The organism is Streptomyces sp. NPDC060205 (assembly GCF_042728395.1).
Taxonomy (GTDB): domain Bacteria; phylum Actinomycetota; class Actinomycetes; order Streptomycetales; family Streptomycetaceae; genus Streptomyces.
Genome location: NZ_JBHWZP010000218.1, coordinates 1 through 15863 on the forward strand (window position 1 = coordinate 1; position 15863 = coordinate 15863).

General features: G+C 70.8%; 12 protein-coding genes. 4 read left to right on the forward strand and 8 right to left on the reverse strand.

Features of this window, described 5'->3' with window-relative positions:
* Positions 1–41: 41 nt before the first annotated feature.
* Positions 42–1949 (reverse strand): translational GTPase TypA, encoded by a 1908-nt coding sequence (gene typA / locus ACFWGJ_RS30230; RefSeq protein ID WP_387331011.1) that lies wholly within the window; start codon positions 1947–1949, stop codon positions 42–44.
* A gap of 219 nt (positions 1950–2168) precedes the next feature.
* Positions 2169–4397 carry an ABC transporter family substrate-binding protein gene (locus ACFWGJ_RS30235; RefSeq protein ID WP_387331014.1) on the reverse strand — a complete coding sequence of 743 codons (2229 nt, stop codon included), beginning with the start codon at positions 4395–4397 and terminating at the stop codon, positions 2169–2171.
* 342 nt (positions 4398–4739) lie between these two features.
* Between ACFWGJ_RS30235 and ACFWGJ_RS30240 the strand changes: the two genes are divergently transcribed.
* Genes ACFWGJ_RS30240 through ACFWGJ_RS30255 form a run of 4 tightly spaced genes read left to right on the forward strand, consistent with a single transcriptional unit; the run spans position 4740 to position 8610 of the window.
* Positions 4740–5030 carry a hypothetical protein gene (locus ACFWGJ_RS30240; protein WP_387331017.1) on the forward strand — a complete coding sequence of 97 codons (291 nt, stop codon included), beginning with the start codon at positions 4740–4742 and terminating at the stop codon, positions 5028–5030.
* 43 nt (positions 5031–5073) lie between these two features.
* The gene (locus ACFWGJ_RS30245) at positions 5074–5871 is read left to right on the forward strand and encodes a hypothetical protein (RefSeq protein ID WP_387331020.1); all 798 of its coding nucleotides are present in this window, start codon (positions 5074–5076) and stop codon (positions 5869–5871) included.
* A gap of 19 nt (positions 5872–5890) precedes the next feature.
* Entirely contained in the window at positions 5891–7837 is a 1947-nt protein-coding gene (locus ACFWGJ_RS30250; protein WP_387331023.1) for a fumarate reductase/succinate dehydrogenase flavoprotein subunit, read from the forward strand.
* On the forward strand, positions 7834–8610 hold the full coding sequence (locus tag ACFWGJ_RS30255) for a succinate dehydrogenase/fumarate reductase iron-sulfur subunit (RefSeq protein WP_387331026.1): 777 nt from the start codon (positions 7834–7836) through the stop codon (positions 8608–8610). The genes ACFWGJ_RS30250 and ACFWGJ_RS30255 overlap by 4 nt, the downstream gene beginning before the upstream one ends.
* Positions 8611–8640: 30 nt before the next feature.
* Here ACFWGJ_RS30255 and ACFWGJ_RS30260 read toward each other — a convergent pair whose 3' ends face one another.
* The 6 genes from ACFWGJ_RS30260 to ACFWGJ_RS30285 all read right to left on the reverse strand — a co-directional run bounded on the left by ACFWGJ_RS30260 (position 8641) and on the right by ACFWGJ_RS30285 (position 15606).
* Complete coding sequence (locus ACFWGJ_RS30260) at positions 8641–11298, reverse strand: SpoIIE family protein phosphatase (protein WP_387331028.1); 2658 nt, start codon at positions 11296–11298, stop codon at positions 8641–8643.
* A gap of 250 nt (positions 11299–11548) precedes the next feature.
* Positions 11549–11947: an ATP-binding protein gene (locus tag ACFWGJ_RS30265; protein WP_387331031.1), complete on the reverse strand. Its 399-nt coding sequence runs from the start codon at positions 11945–11947 to the stop codon at positions 11549–11551.
* Positions 11948–12355: 408 nt separating this feature from the next.
* Positions 12356–12880 carry a (deoxy)nucleoside triphosphate pyrophosphohydrolase gene (locus ACFWGJ_RS30270; protein ID WP_387331034.1) on the reverse strand — a complete coding sequence of 175 codons (525 nt, stop codon included), beginning with the start codon at positions 12878–12880 and terminating at the stop codon, positions 12356–12358.
* Positions 12881–12950: 70 nt separating this feature from the next.
* Positions 12951–13133 (reverse strand): SPOR domain-containing protein, encoded by a 183-nt coding sequence (locus ACFWGJ_RS30275; RefSeq protein WP_387331036.1) that lies wholly within the window; start codon positions 13131–13133, stop codon positions 12951–12953.
* A 322-nt stretch (positions 13134–13455) separates the two neighbouring features.
* Entirely contained in the window at positions 13456–14208 is a 753-nt protein-coding gene (locus ACFWGJ_RS30280) for a GntR family transcriptional regulator (protein ID WP_267027072.1), read from the reverse strand.
* Between the two features lie 147 nt (positions 14209–14355).
* Complete coding sequence (locus ACFWGJ_RS30285) at positions 14356–15606, reverse strand: DUF4190 domain-containing protein (RefSeq protein WP_387331041.1); 1251 nt, start codon at positions 15604–15606, stop codon at positions 14356–14358.
* Positions 15607–15863 lie beyond the last annotated feature (257 nt).

The window sequence follows — 15863 nt, forward strand, 5'->3', positions numbered from 1 at the left end:
GCTCCCCGCGGTGCGGGGAGCCGGGCTACGACGAGGCAGGGTCAGCCGTGCTTGGCGCGGCTCGCGGCGCGACCGCGCTCACGGGCGTCCAGGTTGACCTTGCGGATGCGCACGGCCTCCGGGGTCACCTCGACACACTCGTCGTCGCGGCAGAACTCCAGCGACTGTTCGAGCGAGAGCTTGCGCGGCGGGACGATCGCCTCGAAGGAGTCGGCCGCGGCCGACCGCATGTTGGTGAGCTTCTTCTCCTTGGTGATGTTCACGTCCATGTCGTCGGCGCGCGAGTTCTCACCGACGATCATGCCCTCGTACACCTCGGTGCCGGGCTCGGTGAACAGCACACCGCGCTCCTGGAGGTTCGTCATCGCGAACGCGGTGACGGCGCCCGAGCGGTCGGCGACCAGCGAGCCGTTGTTACGGGTCGTCAGCGTGCCGAACCACGGCTCGTGGCCCTCGTGGATCGAGTGGGCGATACCGGTGCCGCGCGTCCCGGTCAGGAACTCCGTACGGAAGCCGATGAGGCCGCGGGACGGCACGACGAACTCCAGCCGGACCCAGCCCGAGCCGTGGTTCGACATGTTGTCCATGCGGCCCTTGCGGACGCCCATGAGCTGCGTGACCGCGCCCATGTGCTCCTCGGGCACGTCGATCGTCATGCGCTCGACCGGCTCGTGCACCTTGCCGTCGATGACCTGCGTGACCACCTGCGGCTTGCCGATGGTCAGCTCGAAGCCCTCGCGGCGCATCTGCTCGACCAGGATGGCCAGCGCCAGCTCACCGCGGCCCTGCACCTCCCAGGCGTCGGGGCGCTCGGTGTCGAGAACCCGCAGCGAGACGTTACCGATCAGCTCGCGGTCGAGGCGGTCCTTGACCTGGCGGGCGGTGACCTTGCGGTCCTTGACCACGGCCTTGTTGTCCGCGCCCTTGCCGGTCGCGCCGCGGCCGACCATCGGGGAGGTGTTCGTACCGATGGTCATCGAGATGGCCGGCTCGTCCACCGTGATGAGCGGCAGCGCGATCGGGTTCTCGGGGTCGGCCAGGGTCTCGCCGATCATGATGTCCGGGATACCGGCGACGGCACAGATGTCACCGGGGCCGGCCTTCTCGGCGGGCTTGCGGGTGAGCGCCTCGGTCATCAGCAGCTCGGTGATGCGGACGTTCGACATGGTGCCGTCACGCTTGATCCACGTGACCGTCTGGCCCTTGCGCAGCTCGCCCTGCTCGACGCGCAGCAGCGCGATACGGCCGAGGAAGTTGTCCGCGTCCAGGTTGGTGACGTGCGCCTGGAGCGGGGCCTCCTCGTCGTAGGACGGGGCCGGCACGTGCGACAGGATCGTGGAGAAGAACGGCTCCAGGCTGTCGCTGTCGGCCGGGACGGTGCCGTCCTCCGGCTTGGTGAGCGACGCCACACCGTCACGCGCACACGCGTAGACGATGGGGAACTCGATCTGGTCCTCGTCCGCGTCCAGGTCGAGGAAGAGGTCGTACGCCTCGTTCACGACCTCGTCGATACGCGAGTCGGGACGGTCCGTCTTGTTGATGCACAGGATGACGGGCAGGCGGGCCTGCAGCGCCTTGCGCAGCACGAAGCGGGTCTGGGGCAGCGGGCCCTCGGAGGCGTCGACCAGGAGGACGACCGCGTCCACCATCGACAGACCGCGCTCGACCTCACCACCGAAGTCGGCGTGGCCGGGGGTGTCGATGATGTTGATGGTGATGACGTCGCCGCCATCCTTCGGGTGGTACTTCACCGCCGTGTTCTTGGCCAGGATCGTGATGCCCTTCTCACGTTCCAGGTCGTTCGAGTCCATCATGCGGTCGTCGAGCGACTCGGCGGCGTGCGCGGCGAAGGCACCGGCCTGCTTGAGCATGGCGTCGACCAGGGTGGTCTTGCCGTGGTCGACGTGGGCGACGATGGCGACGTTGCGGATGTCGTGGCGCGTGGCCATATTGAGGCGCTTCTCCCGGAGTGAGGTGACGGCCATCCGCTGCTGCGCGGGGCCCTGCCGGGCTGAAACGTGCCACGGCCTTACCCCATGGTACGTGGCCGCTGCCGCTGGGGCTTCGCGGGCTGGATCGGCCGGCTCCCACAGTGCGGGCCGGTGGGGGCCGATCGCGCAGTTCCCCGCGCCCCTGACGGGGCCGGGGACTCGCCTTCACCTGCGGGTTCAGTCCTTTTTGAGGAAGCCCATGTCTTCGTAGAGAGGGGTCTGGAAACCGAAGGCTCCCGCGTTGGCCAGATTGGTGCGGGACGCCGTCAGCTGGGGGCGCTGGTAGAGGGGGATGGAGGCCGCGGCGGCCCAGATGCGGGCGTCCGCCTTGCGGACCAGGGAGCGGGACTCGTCCGCGTCCAGTTCGGCGACGGCCTGGTCGAAGAGCTGGTCCACCTGGTCGGTGCCGACCCGGGTGAAGTTCTGCTCGACGTTCAGGGAACCGTCCGCCGCCGGGACCGGCTTGGCGTAGATGGGGCGGGCGTCGGTCGCGGGGAACGCGGACGCGGGCCAGGAGTACAGCGCCAGGTCGTACTGGCCCGAGGCGATGTGATCCTTGAAATAGCTGTCGTCGGCGACCTTGGAGATCTCCGTACGGATGCCGACGCGGTCCAGCATCCGGGCGATCCGGTCCCCGACCGCCCGCAGCGACTGGGATCCGGGGCCCGAGGGGAGCACGAAGCGCAGCGACAGCGGCTTGCCGTTCTTGGCGAGCGGCCCCGCGGCCTCGGGCCCCGGGGCGCGGGTGCCCCTGGGCGCGTACGCCCCCGGGGCTCCGCCCGGCTTGAGCTGCTGCTTCCCGTCCTGGGCGAGGTGCTTCTCCGCCCCGCTCGCCCCGTCCCGCTTCCTGGGCGCGAGCACGGTGGGGCTCTCGTCGTCGGCGGGCTTGTCGTCCGTGCCCCCGACGATGTACGTGCCGTCGTCGCCGGAGCCGTCCGCCTCGTCCGTGTCCTTGGCGTCCTTGGCGTCCTTCGTGTCCTTCTTGCCCTTGGCCGCCTTCGAGGCCTCGGCGCCCGCGCCCTTCTTGGACTTCTCCTCCTTGACGGAGCCGCCCGCCACCCACCCGGCGTCGGCAAGCAGGGCCTGCGCCTCCCCGGTGTCCTGGTCGCCGAGCGCTCCGCTGTTGTCGGCGTACGCGTGCTGTCCGGCGAGCGCCAGGTGGCTGCCGACCGGCTCGGCGGGCAGGCCGAGCGGCTCAAGGACGGCCTTGGCGAGCTCCTTGCGGTCGAGGGCGCGGGCCACGGCCCGGCGGACCCGTTCGTCGGCGAGCGGGCCCTCGGAGCCGTTCAACGCGAGCTGCGTGAAGGCCGGTTCGAGGGACTTGCGGACCACGAAACCGCGCAGGGCGGACTGCTGCCCGGTGTACTTCGCCACGGCCTTGGCGCGCTTCCTGCGGGCCGTGGTCTCCTTGTCGGCGGCCTCCTCGTCGGAGCCGTGCGCGATGGCCCAGGAACGCAGCGCCCGGCCCGGGGTGAGGGCGGCGCCGGGGCCGTGGGTGAGCGGTGCGCCCTTGCCGCTCCTGGCCTCCCGGGCGGCGGACGTGATGCGGTGGGCCTCGGCCGCGTCGATCTCGGCCAGGTCGAGGCGCCCGCCGGCGAGCGCGGCGGCACGTTTCTCCCGGGGCACGGCGCGCAGGACCAGCTCGGAGAGCTTGGCGGGCCGCCCCCACCAGCGGGGGTTGCGCTTGAGGGTGATGTCGCCCGAGGTGCGGTCGACCGTGTCGACGGCGAAGGGGCCCGCGGTGACCTTCAGTCTGCGGCGGGCGCTGTCGTTGAAGGTGTCCGGGGTGCCCATGACGTCCTTCGGGTACAGCGGCGAGAACAGCGACTGCCAGTCCGCGTACGGCTTCTTGAAGGTGACCCGCACCTCCAGGTCGTTCTTGCCGCGTTCGATCTTCTCGATGCGGTCGTAGCCGGCGTTGCGGGCCGTCCAGTACGCGGTGTCCTTGCCGGACAGGGCGCGCCACTGCGCGGAGAAGTCCGCGGCGCCGATCTCGCGGCCGTCGCTCCAGACGGCCTGCTGGTTGAGCTTGTAGAGCACGACCTGCCGGGGCTCGCGCTCGACGACCTTCGCGCCCTCCAGGTAGTCGGGGTTGCGCCGGGCGCGGCCGTTGGCGTCGAGCCGGTACAGGGAGGGCAGTACGGCGCCGGCGACCCGGGAGGTGGCCGCGTCGGCGTCCGCCTGGAAGGTGTTGAGGGTCTCGGGGACGTTGTCCACGGCCCAGTGCAGGGTGCCGCCGTCGGCGATCCGATCACGCTTCGCGGACGCGATGTCCTGGCCGGCGGCGGGCCTGCCCGCCTCGTCCTGCTCACTGCACCCGGCGAGAGCGCCCGCCGCGAGGACGCCCGCCGTGAGGAACGCTGCCGAGCGCGTCACCGCGCGCAGTCCGACGCCGTCGTGGGACATGACTGGTACCTCCGGGGGGCCGCTCCACGGGTGAACACGGATGGTCTGATCACGTTTGGCGGTATTTGGAGTTGATCAGATCTATGCGGCCACTGAAGAGGAAAGGTTCCGGCACCGGGCGGCGACACGGCGACGGGCCCGGGGAAGCCCACCCGTGCGGCGCAATGCCCCGGGCCCGCGCGCCGGAGCGGGCCCGGTGCCCGCGCGCCCCCCGGCGGGCTTCTGCCGGATCTTCCCAATCCATGCACGTCCCTTCCCACCAGCCGGTGTGACGCGCGACACTCGCAGGCGCATGAACGTTGCCGCCTTGGGCCGCCGGGTCCGCGGAAGTGAGGGCAAGTCATGTCCGTGCACGACGAACTGACGTCAGTCCAGCGCTGCCTCGACGACCTGGTGAGGTCCGTGAGGCGCCTGGAACAGCAGTTGGACGGTGGCGGCCTGGAGATGCGCAGGGTGCGCACCGACGCCGATCACCTGCGCGAGAGCGTGGCGCTGCTGCGCGAGGCCGCACCCGGTCTCGCCCGGCCCAAGCGCCCCGACCTCGTGTCCATCCCCGACACCCCGTACGACACGACCCTGTGGACGGACTCCGACGACGAGGGTCTCGGCGCCCGCGACCGCCACGCACCCTGATCCCCGACCGGAGCTCTCCTTGGCCACTGGTACGGAACCCCAAATGAAGAGCGGCGGCGTACGGAACGCCACGCGCGCCGCGATCTCCGCCCCGCATCTGCGGACCGACCGCTGGTGGCTGGCGCCCGCCGCGACGGCGGCCGGGCTGCTGGCCTTCGTCGTCTACTCGACGTGGCGGGCGTTCTCGAACAGCGACTACTACGCCGCCCCGTACGTCTCACCGTTCTACTCGCCGTGTCTGGCGGAGAACTGCGTGCCGATGCGGAACGGGCCCAACTGGGAGATCTTCGGCAGCTGGTGGGGCCTGTCCCCCGCCCTGCTGGTGCTGATCTTCCCGCTCGGCTTCCGGCTGACCTGCTACTACTACCGCAAGGCCTACTACCGGGGCTTCTGGGCCTCGCCGCCGGCCTGCGCGGTCGCCGAGCCGCACAAGAAGTACTCGGGCGAGACGCGCTTCCCGCTGATCCTGCAGAACATCCACCGCTACTTCTTCTACGCGGCCGTCCCGGTCGCCGGGATCCTCACGTACGACACGGTCCTCGCCTTCCGGAACGAGGACTACGAGTGGGGCCACATGGGGCTCGGCACGCTCGTGTTCCTCGTCAACATCGTGCTGATCTGGGCGTACACCTTCTCGTGCCACTCCTGTCGGCACATCGTCGGCGGCAAGCTCAAGCACTTCTCCAAGCACCCCGTGCGCTACCGGGCCTGGCAGCTGGTGGGACGGCTGAACGCACGTCATATGCAGCTCGCCTGGGCGTCGCTGGTGAGCGTGGCGCTCGCCGACTTCTACGTGTACCTGGTCGCGTCCGGCGTCTTCGACGACCCGACCTTCTTCTAACAGACAAAAGGTGCTTCAGATGTCCGTGGTCGACCGGCAGGAGTGGGACGTCGTCGTGGTCGGTGCCGGAGGAGCCGGCCTGCGCGCGGCGATCGCGGCGCGCGAACGCGGCGCGCGTACGGCCGTCATCTGCAAGTCGCTGTTCGGCAAGGCCCACACCGTGATGGCCGAGGGCGGCATCGCGGCGGCCATGGGCAACGTCAACTCCGGCGACAACTGGCAGGTCCACTTCCGCGACACCCTGCGCGGCGGCAAGTTCCTCAACCAGTGGCGGATGGCCGAACTGCACGCCCAGGAGGCCCCCGACCGGGTGTGGGAGCTGGAGACGTGGGGCGCCCTCTTCGACCGTACGGCGGACGGGCGCATCTCCCAGCGCAACTTCGGCGGGCACGAGTACCCGCGGCTCGCGCACGTCGGCGACCGTACGGGCCTGGAGCTGATCCGCACGCTCCAGCAGAAGATCGTCTCGCTCCAGCAGGAGGACTTCAAGGAGACCGGGGACTACGAATCGCGTCTGAAGGTCTACCAGGAGTGCACAGTCACCCGGATCCTGAAGGACGGCGGCAGGGTCGCCGGGGCGTTCTGCTACGAGCGGGAGTCGGGCCGGTTCTTCGTGCTCGACGCGCCCTCGGTCGTGGTCGCCACCGGCGGCATCGGCAAGTCCTTCAAGGTGACGTCGAACTCCTGGGAGTACACGGGCGACGGGCACGCGCTGGCGCTGCTCGCCGGGGCGCCGCTGCTGAACATGGAGTTCGTGCAGTTCCACCCGACGGGCATGGTCTGGCCGCCGTCCGTGAAGGGGATCCTCGTCACGGAGTCGGTGCGCGGGGACGGCGGGGTGCTCAGGAACTCCGAGGGCAAGCGGTTCATGTTCGAGTACATCCCGGACGTCTTCAAGGAGAAGTACGCGCAGTCCGAGGAGGAGGGCGACCGCTGGTACGAGGACCCGGACCACAACCGGCGCCCGCCCGAACTGCTCCCCCGGGACGAGGTGGCACGGGCCATCAACTCCGAGGTGAAGGCGGGCCGCGGCTCCCCGCACGGCGGAGTCTTCCTCGACGTCTCGACCCGGATGCCGGCCGAGGTGATCCGGCGCCGGCTGCCGTCCATGTACCACCAGTTCAAGGAACTCGCCGACGTCGACATCACCGCCGAGGCGATGGAGGTCGGGCCGACCTGCCACTACGTGATGGGCGGCATCGCGGTCGAGTCGGACACCGCGGCGGCCCGCGGGGTGCCGGGACTGTTCGCGGCCGGTGAGGTCGCGGGCGGGATGCACGGCTCCAACCGGCTCGGCGGGAACTCGCTCTCCGACCTGCTGGTCTTCGGGCGGCGGGCCGGACTGCACGCCGCGGAGCACGCCACCGGGCCCGCCGGCGGGCGCCCCGTCGTGGACGAGGCCCAGGTCGACGCCGCCGCCGCGGAGGCGCTGCGGCCCTTCTCGGCCGAGGGGCCCGCGCCCGGCGAGGGCGAGGACGGCCGGCCGCCGGAGAACCCGTACACCCTCCACCAGGAGCTCCAGCAGACGATGAACGACCTCGTCGGCATCATCCGCCGGGAGGCGGAGATGGAGGCGGCCCTGGAGAAACTCGCGGATCTGCGGGTACGGGCCCGGCGCGCCGGGGTCGAGGGGCACCGGCAGTTCAACCCGGGCTGGCACCTCGCGCTCGACCTGCGCAACATGCTGCTCGTCAGCGAGTGCGTGGCACGGGCCGCGCTGGAGCGCACCGAGTCGCGCGGCGGCCACACCCGCGAGGACCATCCGGCGATGGACCGGGCCTGGCGGCGCGTGAACCTGCTCTGTCAACTGACCGATCCCACCGGCGGCCTGGCGGCGACGGACCCGGTGCACGGCCAGATCGACCTCGTACGGGAGACCACCGAACCCATCCGACCCGACCTGCTCGCTCTCTTCGAGAAGGAAGAGCTGGGCAAGTACCTCGCCGAAGAGGAGCTCTACGAGTGAGCAGCTATGAGGCCCGCTTCAAGGTGTGGCGCGGGGACGTCGGGGGCGGCGGCCTGGAGGACTTCGCGGTCGAGGTGAACGACGGCGAGGTGGTCCTCGACATCATCCACCGGCTCCAGGCGACCCAGGCCCCGGACCTCGCCGTGCGCTGGAACTGCAAGGCGGGCAAGTGCGGTTCGTGCTCGGCGGAGATCAACGGCCGGCCGCGGCTGCTGTGCATGACCCGGATGTCGGTGTTCACCCGGGAGGAGACGATCACCGTCACTCCCCTGCGGGCGTTCCCCGTGGTCCGCGACCTGGTCACCGACGTCGGCTTCAACTACACGAAGGCCCGGGAGGTGCCCGCGTTCGTACCGCCGGAGAAGCTGGCGGCCGGTGAGTACCGGATGATGCAGGAGGACGTGGACCGCTCGCAGGAGTTCCGCAAGTGCATCGAGTGCTTCCTGTGCCAGGACACCTGCCATGTGGTGCGCGACCACGAGGAGAACAAGACCGCGTTCGCCGGGCCGCGCTTCCTGATGCGGGTGGCCGAGCTGGACATGCATCCGCTGGACGCGGCGCAGGAGAGCGGCCTGGACCGCAAGAGGACCGCCCAGGACGAGCACGGGCTCGGCTACTGCAACATCACCAAGTGCTGCACGGACGTCTGCCCCGAGGGCATCAAGATCACGGACAACGCCCTGATCCCCCTCAAGGAACGCGCCGTCGACCGCAAGTACGACCCGCTGGTCTGGCTGGGGTCGAAGATCGGCAGGCGTTCCCCGAAGGGGTGAGGTCTTCGGGACGGCCGTGGCGGGCGGGGGTCAGAACAGGCTCAGCAGGGCCTCCGCCGGGTCCGCGAGGCTCGTTCCGCCGTTGGGCAGGGGCAGTTCGAACCACACCGTCTTGCCCCGGGGTGTGCGGCGCGAGCCCCAGGCGGCGCTGAGGAGCCCCACCAGCTGCAGTCCCCGGCCGCCCTCGTCGGTGTCTCGGGCCCGGCGGCGGCGCGGCTGGACGAGACCGGCGTCCCAGACCTCGCAGACCAGCGTGCGGTCGAGCAGGAGCCGCAGCCGGATCTCGCCCTCGCCGTAGCGCAGAGCGTTGGTGACCAGCTCGCTGACGAGCAGTTCGGCCGTGTCGACGAGCGGTTCGAGGTCCCAGCCGACCAGCTGGTTGCGGGCGAACTCGCGGGCGCGGCCCACGCTCCGGGGTTCGCGCGGCAGCGTCCAGTCGCCCACCGACTCGGCGGGCAGCCCCTGGACACGTGCCATCAGCAGCGCGATGTCGTCCTCGCCGTGATGGGTGTCGAGGGTGCTCAGGACGTGGTCGCAGACGTCCTCCAGCGGGGCCGAGGGGTCCGTGAGGGCGCCCACGAAGGCCTGCAGGCCCTCGTCGAGGGGATGGTCGCGGGATTCGACCAGACCGTCCGTGTAGAGCGCCAGGAGGGCGCCCTCGGGGAGTTCGACCTCCACCTCCTCGAACGGCTCGCCGCCGACTCCCAGCGGCATGCCCGGCGGTACGTCGAGCATGAGCGCGCTCTCGCCCGGTTCCACCAGGACAGGCGGGAGATGGCCGGCGTTGGCGAACGTACAGCGGCGGGTGACGGAGTCGTAGACCGCGTACACACAGGTGGCGAGGTAGACCTCGGAGAGGTCGGCGTCCCGGGACTGGCGGGCACCGCGCGTAGATTGCTGCGTGCCGCCCGGTGTGCCGAGTCCACGGGCGATCTCGTCCAACGCGGAGAGTACTTCGGCCGGTTCGAGGTCGAGCAGCGCCAGCGTGCGTACGGCCGTGCGCAGTTCACCCATCGCGACGGCCGCCCGCAGACCGCGCCCCATCACGTCACCGACGACCAGCGCCGTGCGGTGACCGGGCAGTTCGATGACGTCGAACCAGTCGCCGCCGACCTCGGTGGCCGCGTTCCCCGGGAGGTAGCGGCAGGCGATGTCGAGGCCCGAGGCCTCCGGGTCGCCCGGGGGCAGCAGGGACCGCTGGAGGATCAGGGCCCGCTCGTGCTCGCGGCGGTACAGGCGCGCGTTGTCCATGCAGACGGCGGCCCGCGCGGCCAGTTCGACCGCCAGCGCCCGGTCGCGCTCCCCGAACGGCTCGCTGCCCTTCGTGCGGGAGAACTGGACGATGCCGACGACCGTGTCGTGGGCGACCATCGGCACCGCGAGCGTGGACTGGATCAGCTCGCCGTCCTCAGCGGCGACGAACTGCGGCTTGGCGGTGCGCAGGGCGTCCGCGCAGGCGGAGTTGAAGGCGAAGTGGTGGACCGCGCCGACGCTGACGAGCTTGCGGCCGCCGACGAAGGGCGCGTCCGACACGGCGCTGGCATAGGCCACCCTGCGCAGTTCGGCGCTGCCGTCGGCGAGGCCCGGCGGGGTCTCGTCGCCGGCGAGCAGCCCTTGGTAGAGGTCGACGGAGGCCAGGTCGCAGAAGCCGGGGACGGCGACGTCCAGCAGTTCGCGGGCCGTGGTCTCCAGATCGAGCGAATTCCCTATACGCGCTCCCGCCTCGTTCAGGAGGGCGAGATTGCGCCGGGCCTGCGCGGCCTCACGGGCGGCCGCGCGGCGCGCGGTGATGTCGGTACCCAGCCACGCGATCCCGATCGGCCGGCCCGAACCGCCGTGTACGCGATAGAGGTTGATGGACCAGTGGCGGCGCTCGGAGGAACCGGGGACGGTGCCCGTGACCAGCATCTCGGTGACGGAGTCGCCCGTCTCCAGGACCCGGCGCAGTATCGCCGAGACCCGGTCGGTCTCGCCCGGCGACAGATAGTCCTTGACCGTACGGCCGCGGTGGTCGTCGACGGTGCCGCCGAAGGTCGAGGCGAACCGCTGGTTGGCGCGGCGAATCCGCAGGTCCGGGTCGATCAGGAGGAAACCGAACGGAGATTGGCCGAAAATCGCCTGCGAGGCGGCGAGGTCCGTTTCGATGCTGCGGAGGGTGCGCACGTCCACGACGATGCACACGGCGGCCCGTTCGCCCTCCTCGGTGCGCGTCGGCATGACGTACACCTCGGCGAGTCCCTCGGTGGTCCGGCCGCTGCCCCCGGGGTCGCGCAGCCGGAAGGGGACCACACCGGTCCACTCCCTGCCGTCGAGGACCTCGGCCATCTTCCGCTGGCCGAAGTCGCGCCTGTCCTCGGCCACGAAGGCCTCGATGGGATCCATGCCCACGGCGCGGTCGGTGGAGATGCCGAAGAGCTGCTCGGCGCGCAGGCTCCACTGGTCGACGAGACCGTCGGGGCCGATCGAGAAGGAGGCGACCTTGATGTAGTCGTAGATCGATCCGGGCGGACTGCTCTGCCACACGACCTCACCGGACGAGTCGCCCGACACTCCGTCCGACCCGCCGCCCAACGCTCCGGCCGTCGTCCTGCCCGCCGCGGGCGTGGCGTCATCGCCTGTCGTCGCATCAGCCATCGCGCCGCCCGACGGATCCTCGGACTCCGTGGCCTTCGCTGGTATCTCGCTCACGCGAACCGTCCCCTCCAGCTCACCGCGCCCGGCACCGGTCACCGAAAGCGGCTGCCCGCAGTATCCAGCACTACGGAGCCGCACAACACGGTGTTCACGATCACAGCACGGTCCCGATGCTTTTAGGACCGGCTGCGACAAACACTCCCAGTCTTCTAACCACGTGGCACCCCGTCGAACCACCGACTCGGTCCGTCTCTGTACCCGAGACGGACCGGACAACCCGCGGACCGGGCCACAGGACCGGCGATCAGTCGGGCAGGGCCAGCTCGAACCACACCGTCTTGCCCGTTTCGCCTGGTCTGGTGCCCCAGCGGCGCGCCGCGTCGGCCACCAGCTGGAGCCCCCGCCCGGTCTCGTCGTCAGGCTGGGCGGAGCGCTCCCGGGGCGGGTCGGGCAGCGGGTCGGAAACCTCCACGAGCAGGCCGTCCAGAAGACCCGAGGGGCGTACGAGACGAACGCCGATGGGGCCGGTCGCGTACCGCAGAGAGTTGGTCACCAGCTCGCTGACCAGCAGCGCCGTCACATCACTCAGGGCATCGAGGCCCCAGGCGCGCAGTTGGCCGCGGACCACGGCGCGGGCCGTTCTGACGGCGCCCGGCTCCGCGGGGAAGGTCCACTCGGCGACATCGCCCTCGGTGTGAATCACGCAGCTCACTCCCAGGCCTGCGGCGGACCATGTCCGATTTCATCGGTTTTATTGGCACATACCCGATATCCCGGGCGAAGTACCGCGCGCGCGGGCGTGCCGTGCCACGAACGGCGTACTCCGAGCCCGCATCACTCTCCACACGCGCCCCGCGAGGGCGAGCGTCCCACGTACGACACGTGTATCGCACCCCCTGGGGCTGCGCCCCCGGACCCCCCTGTCGCGCTACGCGCTCGCCCTCAAACGCCGGACGGGCTGAAGAGCCGCGGAGGGCCCCCGAATCCCTCAGCCGTCCGGCGCCTGAGGACCGGGCGTTCGGGGGCAAAGCCCCTGAGTACGCGACCAGACCGGCTGAAGAGCCGCGAACGGCCGGACCGGCTGAAGAGTCGCGGACGGTCCGCGAATCCCTCAGCCGTCCGGCGTTTGAGGACCGGGGGTTCGGGGGCGGAGCCCCTGAGGCAGGGACGATGGGGGTCCCCCCGGTCGAGCGAAGCCGAGACTGGGGGAGGGTAGGGGCGGCGGGGGCGAGGAAACCCCCCACACCACCCGCGCCACCTCGACGACAGCCGGCACGTCCTGGTCCAGCCAGTCGACGTCCCACAGCTCATCGACCGTCAGCCACCGCAGCTCGTCGTGGTCCTGAAGAGCGAGAGGCGCGGGCGACCCGGGAAGCAGACGAACCGTCCACACCCGCAACACGTACGGCGCCCGCAGGACGAACTCCCCCGGCACCCGCACCAACGGCTCCGCCGAAACCCCCAGCTCCTCCCGGAGCTCCCGCACGAGAGCCCCCTCGGAACTCTCCCCCGGCTCGACCTTCCCCCCGGGAAGCTCCCAGCGCCCGGCCAACTCCACGGGCGCGCTGCGACGCGCGGCGAGCAGCCGCCCGTCACTGAGCACGGCGGCCCCCACCACCACGATCGGTTCGGTCATGCGCAGGAGCCTACGGGAGCTGCGGAAACCCTTCGGCGCCGATCACCCCACGGCCGTCACCCGACGGCCGTCACCTCGCGCCGTTCTGCGCGATCCGCTCGACCCAGTACAGCTGCTTGTGTCCCCGGACGTCGAGGCTGTCCGCGATCTTCTGGGCCTCGGCCCTGGTCGCGTACCTGCCGACGCGATAGCGATTGCCGTTGTCGTCCTGTCGTATGACGAGCCAGGGAAGTGTGATCGTGCCGTCGTTCATCGCGCCCCTCCACTCCCCGCCCCCGGTTCGCGCCCAACCCCGTTCCATAAGGAAACCGCAATCCGCATATGCCGGAGCCTACGCCTAACCTTTACGCAGCGAATACGGCTTTTCACAAAGAGGTACGCAGTACGTAAGCAACCGGCCAGCACAGAGAGGGCGCATCCGCGTGGATACGCCCTCCGGCACCCCCTGCCACCCCCGGCGGGCCCCGCCGACGGGGCGAGGACCGGCCCCGGGGCCGCCCGCAGGAGGCCACGAGAACGACCGGATTACACCGCCGGTCCGCCCCGGACCGCTCCCGGACCGCCGTCGGCGGCCCCTATTTCACCGGCAGGTGGTACGCGATCCGGTACCGGTCCGCCGGCACGACCACGTCCGCCGTCTCCACCGGCCGGCCCGACGCGTAGTACGTGCGCTGGATGACGAGCACGACATGGCCCGGCACTCCCCCCAGCGCGGACAGCTCCTCGGCGAGGCCTGGCCGGGCGCCCACCTCCTCGGTGACGTTGTCCACGACCACGTCGATGGCGGCCATGCGCTCGACCACGCCCATCCCGCCGAGGGGGCCCTCCTCGGGAAGCATCACCGGTGTGCGGCCCGTGACGGCCAGGGGTTCCCAGGAGGTGGAGAGCATCATCGCCTCGCCCGCGTCCCGGAAGACGTACTTCGTGCACATCACGCGCTCGCCGGCCTCGATGCCGAGCCGCTCGGCGACGGCGCCGCTCGCCTCCGTCTGTGCGCTGTGCGACTCCCACGTACCGCGTGCGGCCAGGTCGGCCTGCTCCTGGCGGAACGGGGTCGAGCCGCTGTCCGACCGGTATCCGGAGCGGGCGACACGGCGGGGCACCGGGCGCGCGCGCACATACGTACCCGACCCGGAGCGGCCCTCGACCAGCCCCTCGGCCATCAGCACCTTGCGGGCCTCCAGGGCGACCGTGTCCGAGACCCCGTACTCCTCACGGATTCTGGCCTGCGACGGGAGTCGGGTGTGCGGTGGCAGCGATCCGTCGACGATCTTCTTGCGAAGATCGCCGGCGACGCGCAGATACGCCGGCTGCTCACCGAATGTCACTGGCCACTCCCTCGGGGTTGTACAGACAGCAACAGGGTGGCAACCGTGGGTTGTACCAGGCAAGTAAAGGCCAGAGAATCACTCGATGTGATGACGTAGGGCCTTCGGGGGCTTTACGCAGGCACTTTCTTTCCGCTAGGGCCTGCGCTACACCTCGGCGTCGCCGGCACTCTCGTCCCCGCTGCCGTCCTCGTACGCGGGCGGCGGGGTCGACTCAAGCCCCAGGGCCTTGCGGGTCGTGACGGACTTCTTCGCGTCGGTGAGGTCCAGTGCCTTGCCGTAGTGCTCGTAGAAGGTGTCCACGTCGGAGGTCTTCGCCGCGTCGGCCCACTCCTTCTTCGCGGACTCCAGGTGCCCGACGAGCGCGGCGACCGGCTTCTCGGCGTCGGCGGGCCACCGGTGGCCGCGCAACAGGCCGACCTGCTCGGTGAGGGCACCCGAGACCCGGGTCGCCCACGCCTTGTGACCGGGCAGGTCGTCCTCGACGTACTCCTCCTCGGGCGCCGAGTCCATCGCCTTGTTCAGGACCTCGGCCGCCTCCAGATAGGCGACCTGGTCGGCGTCGAGGGTCGTCGCGTCCTGGCGCAGGGAGCCGGTCAGGGTGCCCTTCTCGTCCGTGTTGCCGAAGACACAGCTGATCTCGCGGTCTCCGTAGCGCCAACTGTCGCTCGTGGGCGTGAAGTAGTAGATGTCGACGTCGTCGGGGACGGCCCAGGAGTCCATCGCGTAGGCGTACTGGAGCGAGAAGCACTTGTCGTCGGCGGCCTCGGTGACGGCGTCGTCGCCCGGGTAACCGCCGTCCGGCAACGGGAAGTTCGCGAAGACCTCGCCGTCGTGCTCGCCCTCGCAGGACACCGTGTCGACGTCGTAGGCCACGCCCTCCAGGGAACCACCCCGTGTGTCGAAGCACTGGCCCTTCTCCAGGGAGAAGACGGCGTCGCTGCCGCTCGCGTCGCGCGCGCCCTCCTTGAAGCCCTCCCAGAAGCCGGCCGCGCCGCCGGTGGCGAGCGCCAGCACGAGGATCGCGGTGCCGAGTCCGGACAGGACGATCCCGGCGATCGCCATGCCCTTGCCGCGCTCGCCCTTCCTCCTGATCTGCCCCAGCGCGACGAGCCCGAGCACGAGCCCGACGAGCGGCAGGAAGCAGAGGATGCCGAGCACCAGCGCGGAGATGGCGAGGCCGTTGACGGGCGCGGGGGTGGTGTACGGGGAGTAGCCGTGCCCCCAGGGCTGGTACCCGTACGGGGCCGGCCCCTGTCCCGGGTAGGGCCCCTGGCCCGGGTACGGGGCGGGTCCCTGCGGCGGGTACGGCCCCTGGCCCGGGTGTGCGCCGTACGGGCCCTGCGGCGGCTGCCCCTGCGGCGGCTGCGGGGGTCCGGCGGGCGGGGGTATCTCCACTTGTGCTGTGCTCCTCGTCCGGGGGTGCGCGGCGCTCCGCCGATGCGGAACCGTGTGCGACAAAGCGCATGGTAAGCGGCGTGCGGGCACCGACGGAACAACGTTTCTCCCGCCCCCGCCGCCCCTACCCGATCCCGTCCACGCATGGGGCTGCGCCCCTCGCCCCCGTATCGCGCTGCGCGCTCGTCCTCAAACGCCGGACGGGCTATCAGTTAGCCCCTCCGGCGTTTGAGGAGCGGGGGTTCGGGGGCGGAGCC

Excerpts from the sequence above, each read along its gene's own strand:
- typA (WP_387331011.1), bottom strand. The coding sequence starts at position 1,949 with ATGGCCACGCGCCACGACATCCGCAACGTCGCCATCGTCGCCCACGTC.
- ACFWGJ_RS30235 (WP_387331014.1), bottom strand. The coding sequence starts at position 4,397 with ATGTCCCACGACGGCGTCGGACTGCGCGCGGTGACGCGCTCGGCAGCG.
- ACFWGJ_RS30240 (WP_387331017.1), top strand. The coding sequence starts at position 4,740 with ATGTCCGTGCACGACGAACTGACGTCAGTCCAGCGCTGCCTCGACGAC.
- ACFWGJ_RS30245 (WP_387331020.1), top strand. The coding sequence starts at position 5,074 with ATGAAGAGCGGCGGCGTACGGAACGCCACGCGCGCCGCGATCTCCGCC.
- ACFWGJ_RS30250 (WP_387331023.1), top strand. The coding sequence starts at position 5,891 with ATGTCCGTGGTCGACCGGCAGGAGTGGGACGTCGTCGTGGTCGGTGCC.
- ACFWGJ_RS30270 (WP_387331034.1), bottom strand. The coding sequence starts at position 12,880 with ATGACCGAACCGATCGTGGTGGTGGGGGCCGCCGTGCTCAGTGACGGG.
- ACFWGJ_RS30275 (WP_387331036.1), bottom strand. The coding sequence starts at position 13,133 with ATGAACGACGGCACGATCACACTTCCCTGGCTCGTCATACGACAGGAC.